The organism is Humidesulfovibrio sp. (assembly GCF_031082295.1).
GTDB lineage: Bacteria > Desulfobacterota > Desulfovibrionia > Desulfovibrionales > Desulfovibrionaceae > Humidesulfovibrio.
Map to the genome: position 1 here is coordinate 280,486 of NZ_JAVHLD010000001.1, position 15,254 is coordinate 295,739.

At 65.8% G+C, this 15,254-nt stretch carries 16 protein-coding genes; 14 read left to right on the plus strand and 2 right to left on the minus strand.

Annotation, left to right across the window (positions count from 1 at the left end; translation table 11 throughout):
- Positions 1-9 precede the first annotated feature (9 nt).
- The 10 genes from RDU24_RS01350 to RDU24_RS01395 all read left to right on the plus strand — a co-directional run bounded on the left by RDU24_RS01350 (position 10) and on the right by RDU24_RS01395 (position 11,386).
- Positions 10-945 (plus strand): DUF362 domain-containing protein, encoded by a 936-nt coding sequence (locus tag RDU24_RS01350; protein WP_308733921.1) that lies wholly within the window; start codon positions 10-12, stop codon positions 943-945.
- Between the two features lie 72 nt (positions 946-1,017).
- Positions 1,018-3,450, plus strand: coding sequence for a carbamoyltransferase HypF (gene hypF / locus RDU24_RS01355; RefSeq protein ID WP_308733922.1), 2,433 nt, complete (start codon positions 1,018-1,020; stop codon positions 3,448-3,450).
- A complete protein-coding gene (locus tag RDU24_RS01360; RefSeq protein WP_308733923.1) occupies positions 3,447-4,682 on the plus strand; it encodes a class I SAM-dependent rRNA methyltransferase in 1,236 nt (411 codons plus the stop codon). Before hypF ends, RDU24_RS01360 begins: the two co-directional genes overlap by 4 nt.
- 174 nt (positions 4,683-4,856) lie before the next feature.
- Complete coding sequence (locus RDU24_RS01365; protein ID WP_308733924.1) at positions 4,857-5,150, plus strand: hypothetical protein; 294 nt, start codon at positions 4,857-4,859, stop codon at positions 5,148-5,150.
- A 117-nt stretch (positions 5,151-5,267) separates the two neighbouring features.
- Positions 5,268-6,068, plus strand: coding sequence for a formylglycine-generating enzyme family protein (locus tag RDU24_RS01370; RefSeq protein WP_308733925.1), 801 nt, complete (start codon positions 5,268-5,270; stop codon positions 6,066-6,068).
- 153 nt (positions 6,069-6,221) lie between these two features.
- Positions 6,222-7,445 (plus strand): tetratricopeptide repeat protein, encoded by a 1,224-nt coding sequence (locus RDU24_RS01375; protein ID WP_308733926.1) that lies wholly within the window; start codon positions 6,222-6,224, stop codon positions 7,443-7,445.
- Positions 7,446-7,729: 284 nt separating this feature from the next.
- Complete coding sequence (locus RDU24_RS01380; RefSeq protein WP_308733927.1) at positions 7,730-8,968, plus strand: tetratricopeptide repeat protein; 1,239 nt, start codon at positions 7,730-7,732, stop codon at positions 8,966-8,968.
- Between the two features lie 80 nt (positions 8,969-9,048).
- Entirely contained in the window at positions 9,049-9,960 is a 912-nt protein-coding gene (locus RDU24_RS01385) for a hypothetical protein (protein WP_308733928.1), read from the plus strand.
- Position 9,961: 1 nt separating this feature from the next.
- On the plus strand, positions 9,962-11,008 hold the full coding sequence (locus tag RDU24_RS01390) for a DUF362 domain-containing protein (protein ID WP_308733929.1): 1,047 nt from the start codon (positions 9,962-9,964) through the stop codon (positions 11,006-11,008).
- Positions 11,009-11,092: 84 nt separating this feature from the next.
- Positions 11,093-11,386, plus strand: coding sequence for a hypothetical protein (locus RDU24_RS01395; RefSeq protein ID WP_308733930.1), 294 nt, complete (start codon positions 11,093-11,095; stop codon positions 11,384-11,386).
- A 15-nt stretch (positions 11,387-11,401) separates the two neighbouring features.
- On the opposite strand, the gene RDU24_RS01400 is transcribed toward RDU24_RS01395, so the two are convergent.
- Together RDU24_RS01400 and RDU24_RS01405 are read right to left on the minus strand one after the other, a co-directional pair.
- Positions 11,402-11,578 (minus strand): hypothetical protein, encoded by a 177-nt coding sequence (locus tag RDU24_RS01400; RefSeq protein ID WP_308733931.1) that lies wholly within the window; start codon positions 11,576-11,578, stop codon positions 11,402-11,404.
- Between the two features lie 114 nt (positions 11,579-11,692).
- Positions 11,693-12,067 (minus strand): hypothetical protein, encoded by a 375-nt coding sequence (locus RDU24_RS01405; RefSeq protein WP_308733932.1) that lies wholly within the window; start codon positions 12,065-12,067, stop codon positions 11,693-11,695.
- 201 nt (positions 12,068-12,268) lie between these two features.
- On the opposite strand from RDU24_RS01405, the gene RDU24_RS01410 reads away from it, so the two are divergent.
- The 4 genes from RDU24_RS01410 to RDU24_RS01425 form a co-directional block, all read left to right on the plus strand.
- A complete protein-coding gene (locus RDU24_RS01410) occupies positions 12,269-12,883 on the plus strand; it encodes a hypothetical protein (RefSeq protein WP_308733933.1) in 615 nt (204 codons plus the stop codon).
- A gap of 14 nt (positions 12,884-12,897) precedes the next feature.
- Entirely contained in the window at positions 12,898-13,425 is a 528-nt protein-coding gene (locus RDU24_RS01415) for a hypothetical protein (RefSeq protein ID WP_308733934.1), read from the plus strand.
- Position 13,426: 1 nt separating this feature from the next.
- Entirely contained in the window at positions 13,427-14,059 is a 633-nt protein-coding gene (locus RDU24_RS01420; RefSeq protein ID WP_308733935.1) for a GDSL-type esterase/lipase family protein, read from the plus strand.
- A 136-nt stretch (positions 14,060-14,195) separates the two neighbouring features.
- Positions 14,196-15,254, plus strand: a 1,059-nt coding sequence (locus RDU24_RS01425) for a methyl-accepting chemotaxis protein (RefSeq protein ID WP_308733936.1), incomplete at its 3' end; no start/stop codon positions are given.

Consider the following 15,254-nt stretch of genomic DNA (forward strand, 5'->3'; position numbering starts at 1 on the left):
CAATAGAGCATGCCGACAAGTGCCATCACAATACCCGTGGCCCTGTTGCGCCAGAAGGATTACGACCGCGCGGCCGTCACCTCCGCCGTGGAGCGGCTGATCATGGCCTGCGGGGTCGACTTTGCGCGCGGGGAGCGGGTGCTGGTCAAGCCGAACCTGGTATCCAAGAGCAATGCGGGCCTTTGCTGCACCCACCCGGAAGTGGTGCGGGCGGTGTGCGTCCACCTGCTCGACTGCGGGGCCAAGCCCTTCGTGGCCGACTCCCCGGCCTTCGGCAGCGCCGGGCGCGTGGCCGAAGCCTGCGGCCTTGCCGAAGCCATGCGTAGCCTGGGCCTGCGCGTCGCCACCCTGGACCGCCCCACCCCGCTAAGGCTCAGCGATGGCGGCAGCATCGGGCTGTCGCGCCGGGCCTTGGAGGCCGACCGCATAGTGAGCGTGGCGCGGCTCAAGGCCCACGGCCAGTTCCGCGTCACCGCCAGCACCAAGAACCTTTTCGGCGCGGTTTGCGGCTGCCGCAAGGCCCTGGCCCATGTACGCCTGGGCGATCTTTCGGGGCGCATGGAGCGCCTGATGCTCGACGTGCGCCATGCCCTGCCGCCCGCCATCGGGCTGGTGGACGGCATCGTGGCCATGCACCGTGGCGGACCGGTGCACGGCGAAGCCTTCCAGTTGGGACTGCTTGGCTGCTCGCCGGACACCCTGGCCTTGGACGCCGCGCTCTACAGCCTGCTCGGGCTCGAACCGGCGGATGTGCCCCTTTGGGCGGAATCACTGGCCCAGGGGCTGTCCTCAGCCGCCCCCCAGATCACAAACTTCGTCCTTGAGGAGCCGCAAGCCTTCGACGCCAAGGGTTTCGGGGTTGCCGCTAGCCTCAGCCCCATGCGCTTCGAACCCTTGCGCTTTGTGCGCGGCCGAATGAAAAGCCTGCTGCACCGCCTGGGCTGATCGCCCTCTCCTCTTGCCACGCGCCCTGGCCTTGGCTATCACGACGCGTACGCAATGATCCAAGGAGCGCCCATGTCCGACATTTCCCCCCGCCGCCGCATCACCGTCACCGGCCAGGTGCAGGGCGTGGGCTTCCGTCCCTACATATACAGGCTGGCCCAGGACGTGGGCCTGGCCGGCATGGTGCGCAACGCCCCCGAGGGCGTCATCATCGAAATCCAGGGCAGCCCGCGCCGCCTGGACGAGTTTCTGCGCAGGCTGGAACCGGAGCAGCCGCCACTCTCGCGCATCATGCGCGTGACAACCCAGGAAGTGGCGCCCATGGCCGGTGCCAATACCTTTGAGATCCTGAAAAGCACCGGCGGCACTGGGCATGACGTGCTCATCAGCCCGGACATCAGCACTTGCGCCGACTGCCTGGCTGACCTGACGGACAAGACCAACCGCCGCTTCCTCTACCCGTTCACCAACTGCACCAACTGCGGCCCGCGCTTCACCATCACCCGCTCCATCCCCTATGACCGCCCGAACACGTCCATGGGCTGCTTCCCGCTCTGCCCGGACTGCAAACGCGAGTACGACGACCCCGCCAACCGACGCTTCCACGCCCAGCCCAACGCCTGCCCGGTCTGCGGCCCCAAGGTCTGGCTGTCCGACCGCTCCGGCATGGTGGTGGCACGGCGCGACGAGGCCATGCGCAAGCTCGCGGCCATCCTCATGCAGGGCGGCATTGCGGCGGTGAAGGGCCTGGGCGGCTTCCACCTGGCCTGCGACGCCACCAGCCAGGAGGCCGTGCGCGAGCTCAGGCTGCGCAAGAAACGCCCGCACAAGCCGCTGGCCGTCATGGTTCCGGACCTGGAAACGGCCCGGCAGCTCGCCGAAATCGGCCCTGCGGAGGAAGCCTGGCTCACCGGGCACGTGCGTCCCATCGTGCTCTGCCCCAAGCGGCGCGGCGCCCCTCTGGCCGAGTCAGTGGCCCCGGAAGCCGACCAGGTGGGCATCATGCTTCCGTACACGCCGCTGCACCATGTGCTGTTCCGGCGCTACAGCCGCCTGCTCCAGCAGGAGCGCCAGAACATGCCCGCCGCCCTGGTCATGACCTCGGGCAACGTCAGCGATGAGCCCATCTGCCTGGGCAACCGCGAGGCCCTTTGCCGCCTGGCCGAAATCGCAGACATCTTCATGTTCCACAACCGAGACATCCTCATCCGCACCGACGACTCGGTGCTGCGCGTGCCGCCCGACAGCGACCAGGCCATGCTCCTGCGCCGCGCCAGAGGCTTCGCCCCCCAGCCGGTGTTCCTGCCGGAGTCCGGCCCGAGCGTGCTTGGCCTCGGCCCGGAGCTCAAGTGCACCCTCACCCTCACCAAGGGCGACAAGGCCTTTGTGAGCCAGCACCTGGGCGACATGCAGAACATCGAGACCCTGGGCTTCCACCATGAAATCAGCGAACATTTCCAGGACATCCTGCAGACCGAGCCGGTGCTCGCCGTGCGCGACCAGCACCCCAACTTCCTGACCACCAGTGTGGCCCAGGAGATGGCGCGCAAGACCGGCATCGAGACGATCTTCCTCCAGCACCATTTCGCCCACGCCCACGCCGTGCTGGCCGAGAACAAGTTCCACGGCCCGGCCATCTGCCTGGCGCTGGACGGCACAGGCTTCGGCCCCAACCAACCGAACCTCGGCTTGGCGGCAGGCTGGAGCATCTGGGGCGGAGAGTGCCTGCTGGTGGACACCAACGACCTGCGCCACAGCCGGCTGGGCCACCTGGCCGAGTTCAGCCTGCCCGGCGGCGAGACCGCGGTGCACGAGCCCTGGCGTCTTGCCCAGTCCCTGCTCTGGGAGCTGGACATTGAGCAGAGCGGCCAGAACGACACTCCAGCCTGGCCCTGGCTGCCGCAGCATGAGCAGGCCAGCCACTTCCTGCCGCAACTCCTGCGCAAGAGCCTCAACTGCCCGCTGACCTCCAGCTGCGGCAGGCTCTTCGACGCAGTGTCGGCCATGCTCGGCCTGTGCCTGCACACCACTTACGAAGGGCAGGCGGCCATCGTGCTGGAGCAGGCCCAGGACCTGAGCATTCCGTTCGCCGAAGCCGTGGTCTACCCCTGCCCGGTCCTGAAGCCCACGTGCACGGGGCGCCTTGGCGGCAATGACGCGCCGCGCGAGCTCGACATCTACACCATGTTCCGCACGCTGCTGGAAGACATGCAGGCGGGCACGCCCGTGCCGGTCATCGCCCGGCGCTTCCACGCCAGCCTCATCACCGGCCTGGCCGACATGGCCGCGCGCTTCGCCAAGCGCGAGAACACAAGCCACGTGGCCCTGTCCGGCGGCGTCATGCAGAACCTGACCTTCGCCGTGGAGCTGCCCAGGGCCATCGCCCAGCGAGGCCTGACGCCGCTGACGCACAAGGACCTGCCCCCCAATGACGGCTGCGTGTCGCTGGGGCAGGCCGCCTACGGCCAGCGCCTGCTGAACCTGCGCAAGGAGCGTGGCCAATGAGCGATGCCGACACCCCGACTAGTCCGGGCAGCCTGCCCGTGCTCACCCTGCGCAAGGGCGAGGACCGCCGCCTGAGCGCCGGGCACCTGTGGATCTTCAGCAACGAGGTGGATGTGGCCAAGAGCCCGCTCACCTCGTTTGCCCCGGGCGACTGCGTGCGCGTGGAGTCGGCCCAGGGCAGGCCGCTGGGCAGCGCCTACGTGAATCCCGGCGCGCTCATCGCCGGACGCGTCTACTGCCAGGATGCCACACGGCCGCTGGACGCCGGGCTGCTGCGCTCGCGCCTCGCCCAGGCGCTGGCCCTGCGCGAGAGCCTCTTCGACACGCCGTACTATCGCCTCGTTTTCGGCGAGGGCGACCTGCTGCCGGGACTTGTGGTGGACCGCTTCGGCGACATCCTGGCCGTGCAGATCGGCACGGCGGGCATGGAGCGCAGACGCGAGGACATCATCGCTGCGCTGGTGGAACTTGTCCGCCCCGCTGGCATCCTTTTCAAGAACGATCTGCCGGGCCGCGAACTGGAAGGCCTGCCGCGAGCGGTGGAAGTGGCCTGGGGAGAAGTCCCGGAAGAAGGCCGCATCGAGGAAAACGGCTGCACCTTCGTCTTCCCCCTGGCCGGCGGCCAGAAGACCGGCTGGTTCTATGACATGCGCGGCACACGCGCCCTTGCCGCGAGCCTGGCCAAGGACCGGCACGTGCTCGACGTCTTTTCCTACGCCGGGGGCCTTGGCATGGCCTGCGCCCGGGCGGGTGCGGCCTCGGCCACGTGCCTCGACGCCTCGCGCACGGCGCTGGACTGCGCTGCCAAGAGCGCTGAACTCTCCGGCCTGGCGGACCGGGTGGAAACCCTCTGCGTCGATGCCCTGGCGGGGTTGAAGAACCTACGCTCCCAGGGCCGCGGCTTCGGCCTCGTCAGCGTGGACCCGCCCGCCTTCGTGAAGCGGCGCAAGGACATGGAAAAAGGACTGGCGGCTTACCGCACCGTCAACCGGCAGGCCCTGGAACTCACCGAGGACGGTGGCTTCTTCGTGTCCTGCTCGTGCTCTCAGCACGTGGGCGCGGGCGACCTGCGCAAGGTGCTCTCCGGCGCAGCCCGCGATGCCGGGGTGCGCCTGCAGATACTCACCAGCTGCCATCAGGCGCCGGACCATCCCATCCACCCGGCCATGCCCGAGACGGAATATCTCAAGGGCTTTTTGTGCCGCATCACCAGGCCTGGACGCGGCCTGTGATTTCTTGCGCAGAGTGCGCAGTATTTTCACACCGAAGTGTACCCTGCAGCTGAGCTGAAAATTTTATCTTGTGATTCTGGCATACTAAAAGTGGCACACCCCTTGCTTTTGGATACTGCATCAATTATGGTGATGCAGCATCATTAACTTAACGTTCCAAAAGAGGAGGAGACCATGAAGAAGTTTGCACTGAGCCTCGTGATTGTCCTGGCGTCCACCGCCTTCGCCTTTGCCGCCACCAAAACCGGCGACATCACCGTCGACAGCAAGGTCGGCAACGTGACCAACGTGGCCGCTGGCCAGAACGTCACCGCCAAGACCAACGTCCACTCCGTGGACGTCAAGGAAGGCGCCAAGACCGGCGACATCACCATCAAGGGTAAGGCCGGTTCCGTGACCAACGTCGGCTATGGCCAGAACGTGAAGTCCGAGACCAACGTCGGCAGCGTGAAGGTTGGCGGCCAGTAGGCTTCCACAAAGCGCACAAGTCTTGGGGCGGGTCTTCCCGCCCCTTTTTTTTGCCCCGCGCCAGCGCCGAAGCGCCCCCCCCTTGTTCTGAAATGACTTCTTATGTAGCATCGCAACATGAAGATCATGGTGATCGTGCTGCTTCTCTGTCTCCAGCCGCTCTCAGCTTCCGCCCTGGCGCAGGCCTTGGAATGCGAGCCCGGAGCGGGCTGCCGTGAACCGGTCACGGGGATGGCCTTCGTCTGGATGCCTGGCGGTTGCTTCCGCATGGGGTGCGACACGCGCGGTGGCGTTGAGCACGCCTGCGAGCCGGATGAGCGTCCCGTGCGCGAGGTCTGTGTTTCCGGCTTCTGGCTGGCCGAGACGGAACTCACAAGATCGCAACTGGCTCGACTGCGCGGACAAAGCGAGCCGGCGCCAGACGAGGCAACGCTGCCCGCCACTGATATTTCGTGGCATGACGCCAAAAAGCTCATGATGGCCATGCGTCGGCTCACTGGTCCGAACCTCCGCCCCAGGCTGCCCACCGAGGCGGAATGGGAATATGCCTGTACCGCAGGCGGGACCGTCGGCCCGTACTCGTTTGGGCTGCCCCCGGAGATTCGCGGTTGGGAGCAGGCAAACTCTCAGGGCAAGGCCCACCCGGTGGCCCAAAACCAGGCCAACCCCCTCGGAATCTATGACATGAGCGGCAACGTCTGGGAATGGTGCGAAGACGCATTCCATTTTACTGCGTACAGCTATCTCGGCAAGGAGAATCCGCGCCAAAGCCGCGATACGGGCCGCAGGGTGCGGCGTGGGGGCTCCTTTCGATACTGCACCACCTGCATGCGCTGCTCCAACCGAAAGAGCGCCCCAGCAGAGGACCGCATGGACGACATTGGGCTGCGCATGGTACTTGAGGTCGTAAACCAATAGTTTCTCGTCCATGATCACTTCACCGCTCTTGATCCCCCCCCTGAGCTTGGAGTAAAGAAAAATTGAAGTTCACAATGCCCCATCACGCTGTCGGATATGGGCATTAATGCACTTGGGCAACCAGGATTCAACATCTGGCAAGGGGGACCGACCATGAAAAGGACATTGCTTATTCTGATGCTCATATCGTCAACGTTCGCCCTGGGCTGCAATGCGCTCATGAAGGGCAACATGGCCTTGCGCAACGAAAACTACCCGGAAGCCATCGCCGCGTTCAAGGAACAGCTGGCGGCCAATCCCTCGGACTGGCAGGCCAGGGAGAGGCTCGGCTATGCCTACTTGAAGTCCGGCGACGCGGCCACCGCGGTGACAGAACTCGAGAAGGTCGTGGCCCAGGCGCCCAAGGACGGCTCCATGTCCTACCTCTACCTTGGCCTTGCGCAGCTGAAGCTGGACAACCAGACCGCGGCCCTGCGCGCCTGGCGCTCCTTTGACGATCCCAAAAAGCCCCTGGTGAAGGCCGAGGTCGACCGCCTCATCACCCTGGTGGAGATCGAGGAAAGCAAGAAGCTGGCCAAGCAGGCCCTGGCCCAGGAGTCCACCCTGGCCACCCAGGCCACAAAGCCCAACAGCTATGCCGTGTTCAACTTCAACGTGCAGGGCGGAGACGAGAACCTGCGCGCCGTGCAGAAGGCGCTGACGGCCATGACCATCTCCGACCTCGCGCAGATCAAGGGCATCAGCGTCATCGAGCGCACGCGCCTGCAGGCCCTCATGGACGAAATGAAGCTCGGCCAGAGCGGCGCGGTCGACCAGTCCACGGCGCCCAAGGCCGGACGTTTGCTGGGGGCAGAGAACCTGGTGGTCGGCAACCTGAGCGAGCCCACGGGCAAGATCGGCGTGGCCAGCACCACCGCCTCCACCACCCGTGGCGCCGCGGTGGGCTCCTTCAGCCTGGCCGAGGCCAAGGACAAGTTCTACGATTTGCAGAAGCAGCTTGTGGCCAGCATCATCAAGGTCAACAACATCAAGCTCGACAAGGACACCGAGGACTCGGTGCTGAAGCAGTACCACACACGCAGCTTCCAGGCCGTGACCTACTTCGGCCTTGGCCTCGACGCCCAGGACCGTGGCGACTTCCAGGCCTCCAAGGACTACTTCGCCCTGGCCGTGAAGGAGGACCCCAACTTCGGCATGGCCAAGAACGCCCGCGACAAGTCTCCCGGAGGGATTACAGGCGGCCTGACCGGTCCGGCTTCCGCGGTGGCTACCTCGGCCATCGAGGGCGCTGTTTCCGCGCAAGGCGCCTCCGACAGTTCCGGCATGAACAAGGCTGGCGGCGCAGGCGGTGGCGGTGGTGGCGGTGGTGGCTGCTAACCTGGCGAAACTTTCATAAATAGGAAGATGCAAGGACGGGCTTTGGCCCGTCCTTTATTATGCTGTCCGCCAAAGACACACGCATTCGTCGTTGCCGAACCTATCTGCAACACAATACGACTGTTCAGCTATAGAGTTCAAACAGCTCTTGATTCTCCTGGTGGATATGGGCTATATTCAATTCAAACCATCGCAGCAATGTGAGAATTTCAATTTCACTGTTATATTGGCATGCTGACGAAGATTATGAATCTCTAACTGGAGACGCTGGGGGGGGACCGACCATGAAAAGGACATTGCTTATTCTGATGCTCATATCGTCAACGTTCGCCCTGGGCTGCAATGCGCTCATGAAGGGCAACATGGCCTTGCGCAACGAAAACTACCCGGAAGCCATCGCCGCGTTCAAGGAACAGCTGGCGGCCAATCCCTCGGACTGGCAGGCCAGGGAGAGGCTCGGCTATGCCTACTTGAAGTCCGGCGACGCGGCCACCGCGGTGACAGAACTCGAGAAGGTCGTGGCCCAGGCGCCCAAGGACGGCTCCATGTCCTACCTCTACCTTGGCCTTGCGCAGCTGAAGCTGGACAACCAGACCGCGGCCCTGCGCGCCTGGCGCTCCTTTGACGATCCCAAAAAGCCCCTGGTGAAGGCCGAGGTCGACCGCCTCATCACCCTGGTGGAGATCGAGGAAAGCAAGAAGCTGGCCAAGCAGGCCCTGGCCCAGGAGTCCACCCTGGCCACCCAGGCCACAAAGCCCAACAGCTATGCCGTGTTCAACTTCAACGTGCAGGGCGGAGACGAGAACCTGCGCGCCGTGCAGAAGGCGCTGACGGCCATGACCATCTCCGACCTCGCGCAGATCAAGGGCATCAGCGTCATCGAGCGCACGCGCCTGCAGGCCCTCATGGACGAAATGAAGCTCGGCCAGAGCGGCGCGGTCGACCAGTCCACGGCGCCCAAGGCCGGACGTTTGCTGGGGGCAGAGAACCTGGTGGTCGGCAACCTGAGCGAGCCCACGGGCAAGATCGGCGTGGCCAGCACCACCGCCTCCACCACCCGTGGCGCCGCGGTGGGCTCCTTCAGCCTGGCCGAGGCCAAGGACAAGTTCTACGATTTGCAGAAGCAGCTTGTGGCCAGCATCATCAAGGTCAACAACATCAAGCTCGACAAGGACACCGAGGACTCGGTGCTGAAGCAGTACCACACACGCAGCTTCCAGGCCGTGACCTACTTCGGCCTTGGCCTCGACGCCCAGGACCGTGGCGACTTCCAGGCCTCCAAGGACTACTTCGCCCTGGCCGTGAAGGAGGACCCCAACTTCGGCATGGCCAAGAACGCCCGCGACAAGTCTCCCGGAGGCCTTTCAGCAGGCCTGACCGGTCCGGCCTCCGCGGTGGCTACCTCGGCCATCGAGGGCGCTGTTTCCGCGCAGAGCGCCTCCGATGCAACGTCGAGCATCGCAAGCACAACCGGCGGCAAGGGCGGTGGCGGTGGTGGCGGTGGAGGCGGCGGTTGCAGCTAAGCTGACCCAAAGCAACGTAGCATGAGACTCTCGGGGCGGGCCTCAAGCCCGCCCCTTCGTTCTCCGCAACCAGGAGCCACGTGAAAGAATCGGAACAGCACGTGCGACGGTCCGAGGCGACCATGCGGGACCGCCACCTGCCCCAGGGAGGCTTCGCGCCCTTCCCTGGCCAGGCCTTCTGCCCGGCCAGCACGGCATGGGCCATCTTGACTCTACCGCAGGACCACGGCTGGGTAACCCAGGCGCGCACGGCACTTCGTCGCTGCATCCTGGCCGACGGGCGCCTGCCGATCCTTCCTGACCACCCACAGGCCTATTGGCCAACGCCCGTGGGCCTCATGGCCCTGCTGGGGGATGCTTCCTGCGCCACCGACGCCAACAGGCTCGCCTCCTTTTTGCTCAACGTCTCCGGTGCACACTGGCCCAAGACGACCGACGCGCCGACCGACCACGACACGAATCTGCGCGGCTGGACCTGGACCGAGGGTGCGCATTCCTGGGCTGAGCCCACTGCGACGGCCATGCTCGCCCTCTCCGCCGCCGGCCTGCGTGACCACCCGCGCCTGCGCCAGGCCCGCGAACTGCTCATGGACCGGCAGATGCCACATGGCGGCTGGAACTACGGAAACGTGCGCGTCTTCGGGACGCTGCTCAAACCGGACATGACCAACACCAGCGCGGCGCTCTGCGCCCTGGCCGGACGGGCCGCGCAAGGCACCCTCGCCAGGAGCCTCGACACCCTTGCCGCTTCGGCCGCGGAAACCCGCGCGCCCCTGTCCCTGGCCTGGGCCGTGCTGGCCCTTGGCAGCTGGGGCCGGGACACGAGCGACCTGCGCGACCGCCTGCCGGAGTTGCTGTCGGAGCATCCGGTGACCGGGGCGCTCGATACGGGCACCTTGGCCCTTGGCAGCATCGCCCTGGCGAGCCCGGACGGCTTGGCGGCGCACCTGGCGCGCAGGGCTGCCCGGCATGACGGACAGAAGGCGGCCTGAAATGGCGCACAAGCCAGCAATTGACACAAAACCTCCATGGCTTGGCCGACGCGAGTTCCTGCGAGGTCTCGCGGCCGCAGCGGCGACCCTGGCAGCCGGACCTCTGCTGCGCCCGCTGATGCTCCCCACGGAAGTCTGGGCCGCTCCCGCCTCGGCCTCGCCGCTGGTGCATGTGGCCCGCGCGGGCTCCTACGACCTCGACCTGCGACAGCCCATCCTGGCGGCCCTTGAGGAACTTGGAGTCGCGCGGCACCTGCGCGGAAAAAACGTCGTGCTCAAGCCGAACCTTGTCGAGCCGCACGCCGGGGACGCGCCCATCAACACCCACCCGGAGGTCGTGCGGGCGGCGGCGCGGGCCTTCCTGGCCCTGGGCGCGGGCAGCGTGGTGGTGGCCGAGGGCGCGGGCCACATTCGCGACCCCCACGACGTGCTGGAGGCCTCGGGCCTGGGCGACGTGCTGCGCCAGGAGCGCCTTCGCTTCGTCGACTTGAACACCGCGCCCTTCGCCACCCTGGCCAATCCGACCCGTTTATCCGGGCTCAAGAACATCACTCTGCCCCGCCTGCTGCTGGAGGCCGACCTGGTGGTCTCGCTGGCCAAGATGAAAACCCACCACTGGGCGGGCGTCACCTTGTCCATGAAGAACCTGTTCGGCACACTGCCCGGCAGCGTTTACGGCTGGCCCAAAAACGCCCTGCACATGGCGGGCATCCACGCCTGCTGCGTGGACATCACAGCGACCCTGGCCCCGAATCTGGCCATCGTCGACGGGATCGTGGGCATGGAGGGCGACGGCCCCATCATGGGCCAGCCGGTCAAGGCGGGGCTTCTGGTTATGGGCACGAACCTGCCCGCGGTGGACGCCACCTGCTGCCGCCTCATGGGCATCACCCCCGAGCGCGTCGAGCACCTGCGCCTCGCGGCGGAACTCGGCCTCGGCGCCATCGCCAAGGACGCCATCCGCGTGCGCGGCGAAAGCCTGGAGACCGCCGCCGTGCGTTTCGCCCTCAGGCCGGACATCCCGGCCCAGGCCCTGCTGCTGAAGTGACGGGAAGGCTTGACGCGGCGAGGCGGATTGGGCCAGGAAGGGGCGACAGATTCGCCCACCGCCATGCCAGGGAGAGTTACGCCCATGTCGACACGCCTTGACGCCCCGAACACCGCCCCCGACCGTCCGGTCATCGACCTGCGCGACGTGTGCTGCGGGCTGGTGCCCGCCATCCTGGACGAACTCGCCAAGGTCCGGGCCGACGAGGTGGACGTGCTTGTGCGCGCGGGCATCGAGCCTGAAATCATCAGCGGATTCGGCTCTGGCGGGCAGTGGCGGCTCACCTTCCAGGCCAGCTTCGGCCATGGCCTGGCGCGGTTCACCCGGCGCAAGGGCGACGACCGGCTCAAGGTCCGCCTGGACACCCTCGACTACTAGCCACGCCCGCCCGGCCTAGAACTCCGGCGGTTGCCCCAGCAAAAGCATGTGCCTGCGCCGAACCATCCGCGCAGGCAGGGGCGACTGCCAATAGCCGAGCCAGTCGGCCATGAGCGCGCTGATGGGCAGGAAGCCCTCCACGGCCGGGGGCTTGGGCGCAAAGGCCTCGGCCTGGCCCATGGCCCAGCGCACGTGCTCCAGGAAACGCAGGCAGGTTCAGACCAGGAACAGGGCGAAGCCGCCCTGCACGGCAAGCCGCACGCGGGAGGGGGTGAAAAACCGGGGCATGGCGGGCGTCAACCGGGCCTAGGCCCAGCCGCGGACCTCGTCCACGTAGCGGTCCAGGTCATTGGGCTGGCCCGGCGTGTGGTCATCGGGATAGAGCAACGCGGACATGAAGAAGGGGCTGCCGACGCTCAAGGACGTGGCAGCGCTCTGGGAGAAGCGCCCCAGGCGCTCGGAAGCGGCCTTGGCCAAGGCGGGCGGGAGCGCCTGCACCAGGGATTCGGCGTCCTCGGCCAGCTCGGACAGCAGCGTGGCCTTTTCGCGCATCTTGTCCACATACCCGGCCTGGTCGCCCTTGCCGTGGATGATGGCCTCGGCCTCGGCCTCGATGGCGTGCACGGCCTTGGCCCGCTGTTCCAGAAAATCAGCCAGCGCTGTCGCGGCGTTGATGCCCATGGGATGCCTCCGATTGTCTATTGTGCTTAGCGGAAGGTAATCGCCCGGCCCGGCCTTGGCAAGCCCCGCACAGGCTGTCCGCACAGGCGGGAGCCCATCAGCAGGCCCCGGCCAGCAATCACCTGCGGGCGTCTGGACAGCGGCCCCGTTTCCCGGTACCCCCATGCCCTTGAAACCTACAGCACCTTCAGGAGGCCTCCAGTGGCGATACTCTCCTCCAGCCTCGGCCTGACCCGCTACCGGGTGGTCGAAGCCATCCCCGACTCCCTCTGGGCCGAGGCCTACAAGCGCCTCAAGGACAACGCCTTCCGCGACATCGACGCCACCACCGACGAGCGCAGCTTCGGCTGGTGCAACATCGACAACATGCTGGACATGGAGTGGGCCGAGTCTCCCCCGGAGAAGGGCCACTACCTGTGCTTCGCGCTCCGGCTGGACACCCGGCGCATCCCGCCCGCCGTGTTCAAGAAGCACTGCATGATCGCCCTGGCCCAGGAGCTGGAGCAGGCCAAGGCCGAGGGCAAGGCCTTCATCTCCAAGGACCGCCGCCGCGAGATCCGCGAGCAGGTCATGCTGCGCCTGCGCGCGCGCAGCCTGCCGGTGCCCGCAGTGTTCGACGCCGTATGGAGCATGCGCACCGGCCGCGTGCTGTTTTGCAGCACCAACGCCAAGGCCAAGGCCTTGTTCGAGGACCATTTCAACCTCACCTTCGGCCTCAACCTTGAGCCGCTGACGCCCTTCTTCCTGGCCATGGACATCCTGGGCGAGGCCGCCACGCAGCGCCTTGAGACCCTCGAACCCTCATCCTTCGTCTAGACCGGGAGCGCACCATGGACCTCGTACTTGCTGAACGTGAAAACACCATCCTGGGCCAGGACTTCCTGACCTGGCTGTGGCACGCCACCGAAGCCCGCCGCGGCGTGTTCAAGGACCGCGACGGACGGGAATTCAACTTGCGCATGGAAGAGCGCGTGAGCGTCCAGGGCGGCGACGGCGAGGGCATGGAGTCCGCCGTGGTGAAGAGCCCCAGCGGCGAGCTCACCGAGGCCCGCAGCGGCTTGCGCACCGGCAAAAAGGTCAGCCGCGCCCAGCTGCGCTTCGAGCGCGACCCCGAGGCCTGGCAGGTTACCGTGAAGGACAACGACTTCTCGCTGGCCGGGCTCAAGACCCCCAAAATCGAGACCAAGGACCGCGAGGACGACGACCCGGACGCGAGAGTGCTGGAAAAGCTTTTCCTGGTGGAGCAGTGCCTGGAACTCTTTGACGGCGTGTACCAGGAGTTCCTGGCCGAACGGTTGAGCGCGGCAAAGTGGAGCGAACAGTCCCGCACCATCCGCGACTGGATCGGGCGCGGCTAGCATGAGCCCTGCGCGCATCACCGTCGCCGCCTACGGCGACAGCCTCGTGGAGGGATGGGGCCTCAACCCCTCAGATGCCCTGCCAACAAGGCTGGAGGCCGCCCTCGTCCGCGCCGGGAAGAACGTCCGGGTGCTCAACTTCGGCGTATCCGGCGAGACCGCACCGGAGGGCCTGCTGCGCCTGCCCGAGGTGCTGGAGGCCAAGCCCCAGGCCGCGCTGCTGGAATTCGGCGCCAACGACTGCTACCAGGGCGTGCCCGTGGAGGAAACCGAGAAGGCGCTGGCGGACATGGTCCAAGGCCTGCTCGAGGCCGGGGTGGCCGTGCTTCTCGCGGGCTGGCGCACGCGGGAGGACCTGTTCTCGCAGTATGCCGACGACCCCATGCTGGAAGGCATGATCCCGTTGGCCCCGCCGCTGTTCAACGCCGAGTACGTGCGCCGCTTCAACGAGATCCACCCGGCCCTGGCCAAGCGCTTCGGCCTGCCCCTCATCCCCCATATCCTTGACTCGCTGGGCGAGCCCCTGCCAGGCCAGGCCAGCCACTTCCAGGCCGACGGCGTGCACCCAAGCGCCACCGGCACGCGCATCCTGGCGGACACGCTGGCGCAAGCGATGCTTCCCCTTCTCCCCTAGGCCAGCTGCCATCGAAGTCCCAGATTTTTTATTACCACCTACTCAATTTTCCGTGCTGAGGGTTGTCAATATTCCTCACAATGTGATACCGTTCGATATAGCTTGAAACCGTTCTCATCGAAAGGAGCCCCCCACCATGAGAATCCACGACCTGCGCATTCGAACAAAACTATTAAGCGGATTTTTCCTTGTCATCCTCATCGCTGTTGCCGCCCTGGGTTTCAACATCATCACAAATTACACACTGGGAGACATGCAGGACGAGGGAGCGAAACGCGCTGCGGACGCCATTCGCGTTGGTGAGGCCGAGTCACGTCTGCACGGCGTCTACGCCGTCATCGCCGATGCCATCATCAATGGCGACTTGGCCCAGACCAAGAAGGACTTCGCCGTTGCCAAGGCTCACGCGGTCAAGGACATCGCCACAGTCACCTCCCTGGCCGACACCCCGACGGAGAAGGAGGCTGCAGCCGACTTTGGCAAGGCCTACAACATCTATCTTGACGCTTTCGAACAAAGAATGCTGCCCGCCCTTGAAGCCAAGGCAAGCATGGAGACCATCCGCGAACTCGACGGCGACATGGACAAACTGCGCATCACGGCCTTAAAGCCTCTCGGTGGCATTCTTGACTCGCTGAAAAACGAAAACATCACCGGCGACACCGCCTTTGACGCCATCAGGGTCAAATCCCTTGAGGTCGCGTACATCACCACAGTGATCGTCCTGCTCTTTTCCATCGCCATTGCCCTGTACATCGCCCGCCTCATCACCGGTCCGGTGCTCCAGGGGGTGTCCTTCGCCAAAGCCATGGCCGAGGGCGATTTCACGCGCACGCTCGACATCGACCAGAAGGACGAGATCGGCGTTCTGGCGAGAGCCCTCAACGACATGGTGACGCACCTGCGCCAAGTGGTGGGCGACGTGCGCAGCGCCACGGACAACGTGGCCTCCGGCTCCGAGGAACTCTCGGCCTCGTCCGAGACGCTCTCCCAGGGCGCCACGGAGCAGGCCGCCGCCATCGAGGAAGTCTCGTCCTCCATGGAGCAGATGTCCGCCAACATCAAGCAGAACGCAGACAACTCGCAGCAGACCCAGAAGATCGCCATCCAGGCGGCCAAGGACGCCCAGGAAGGCGGTGTGGCCGTGGGCAAGGCTGTCGTGGCCATGAAGAACATCGCCGAGAAGATCAGCATC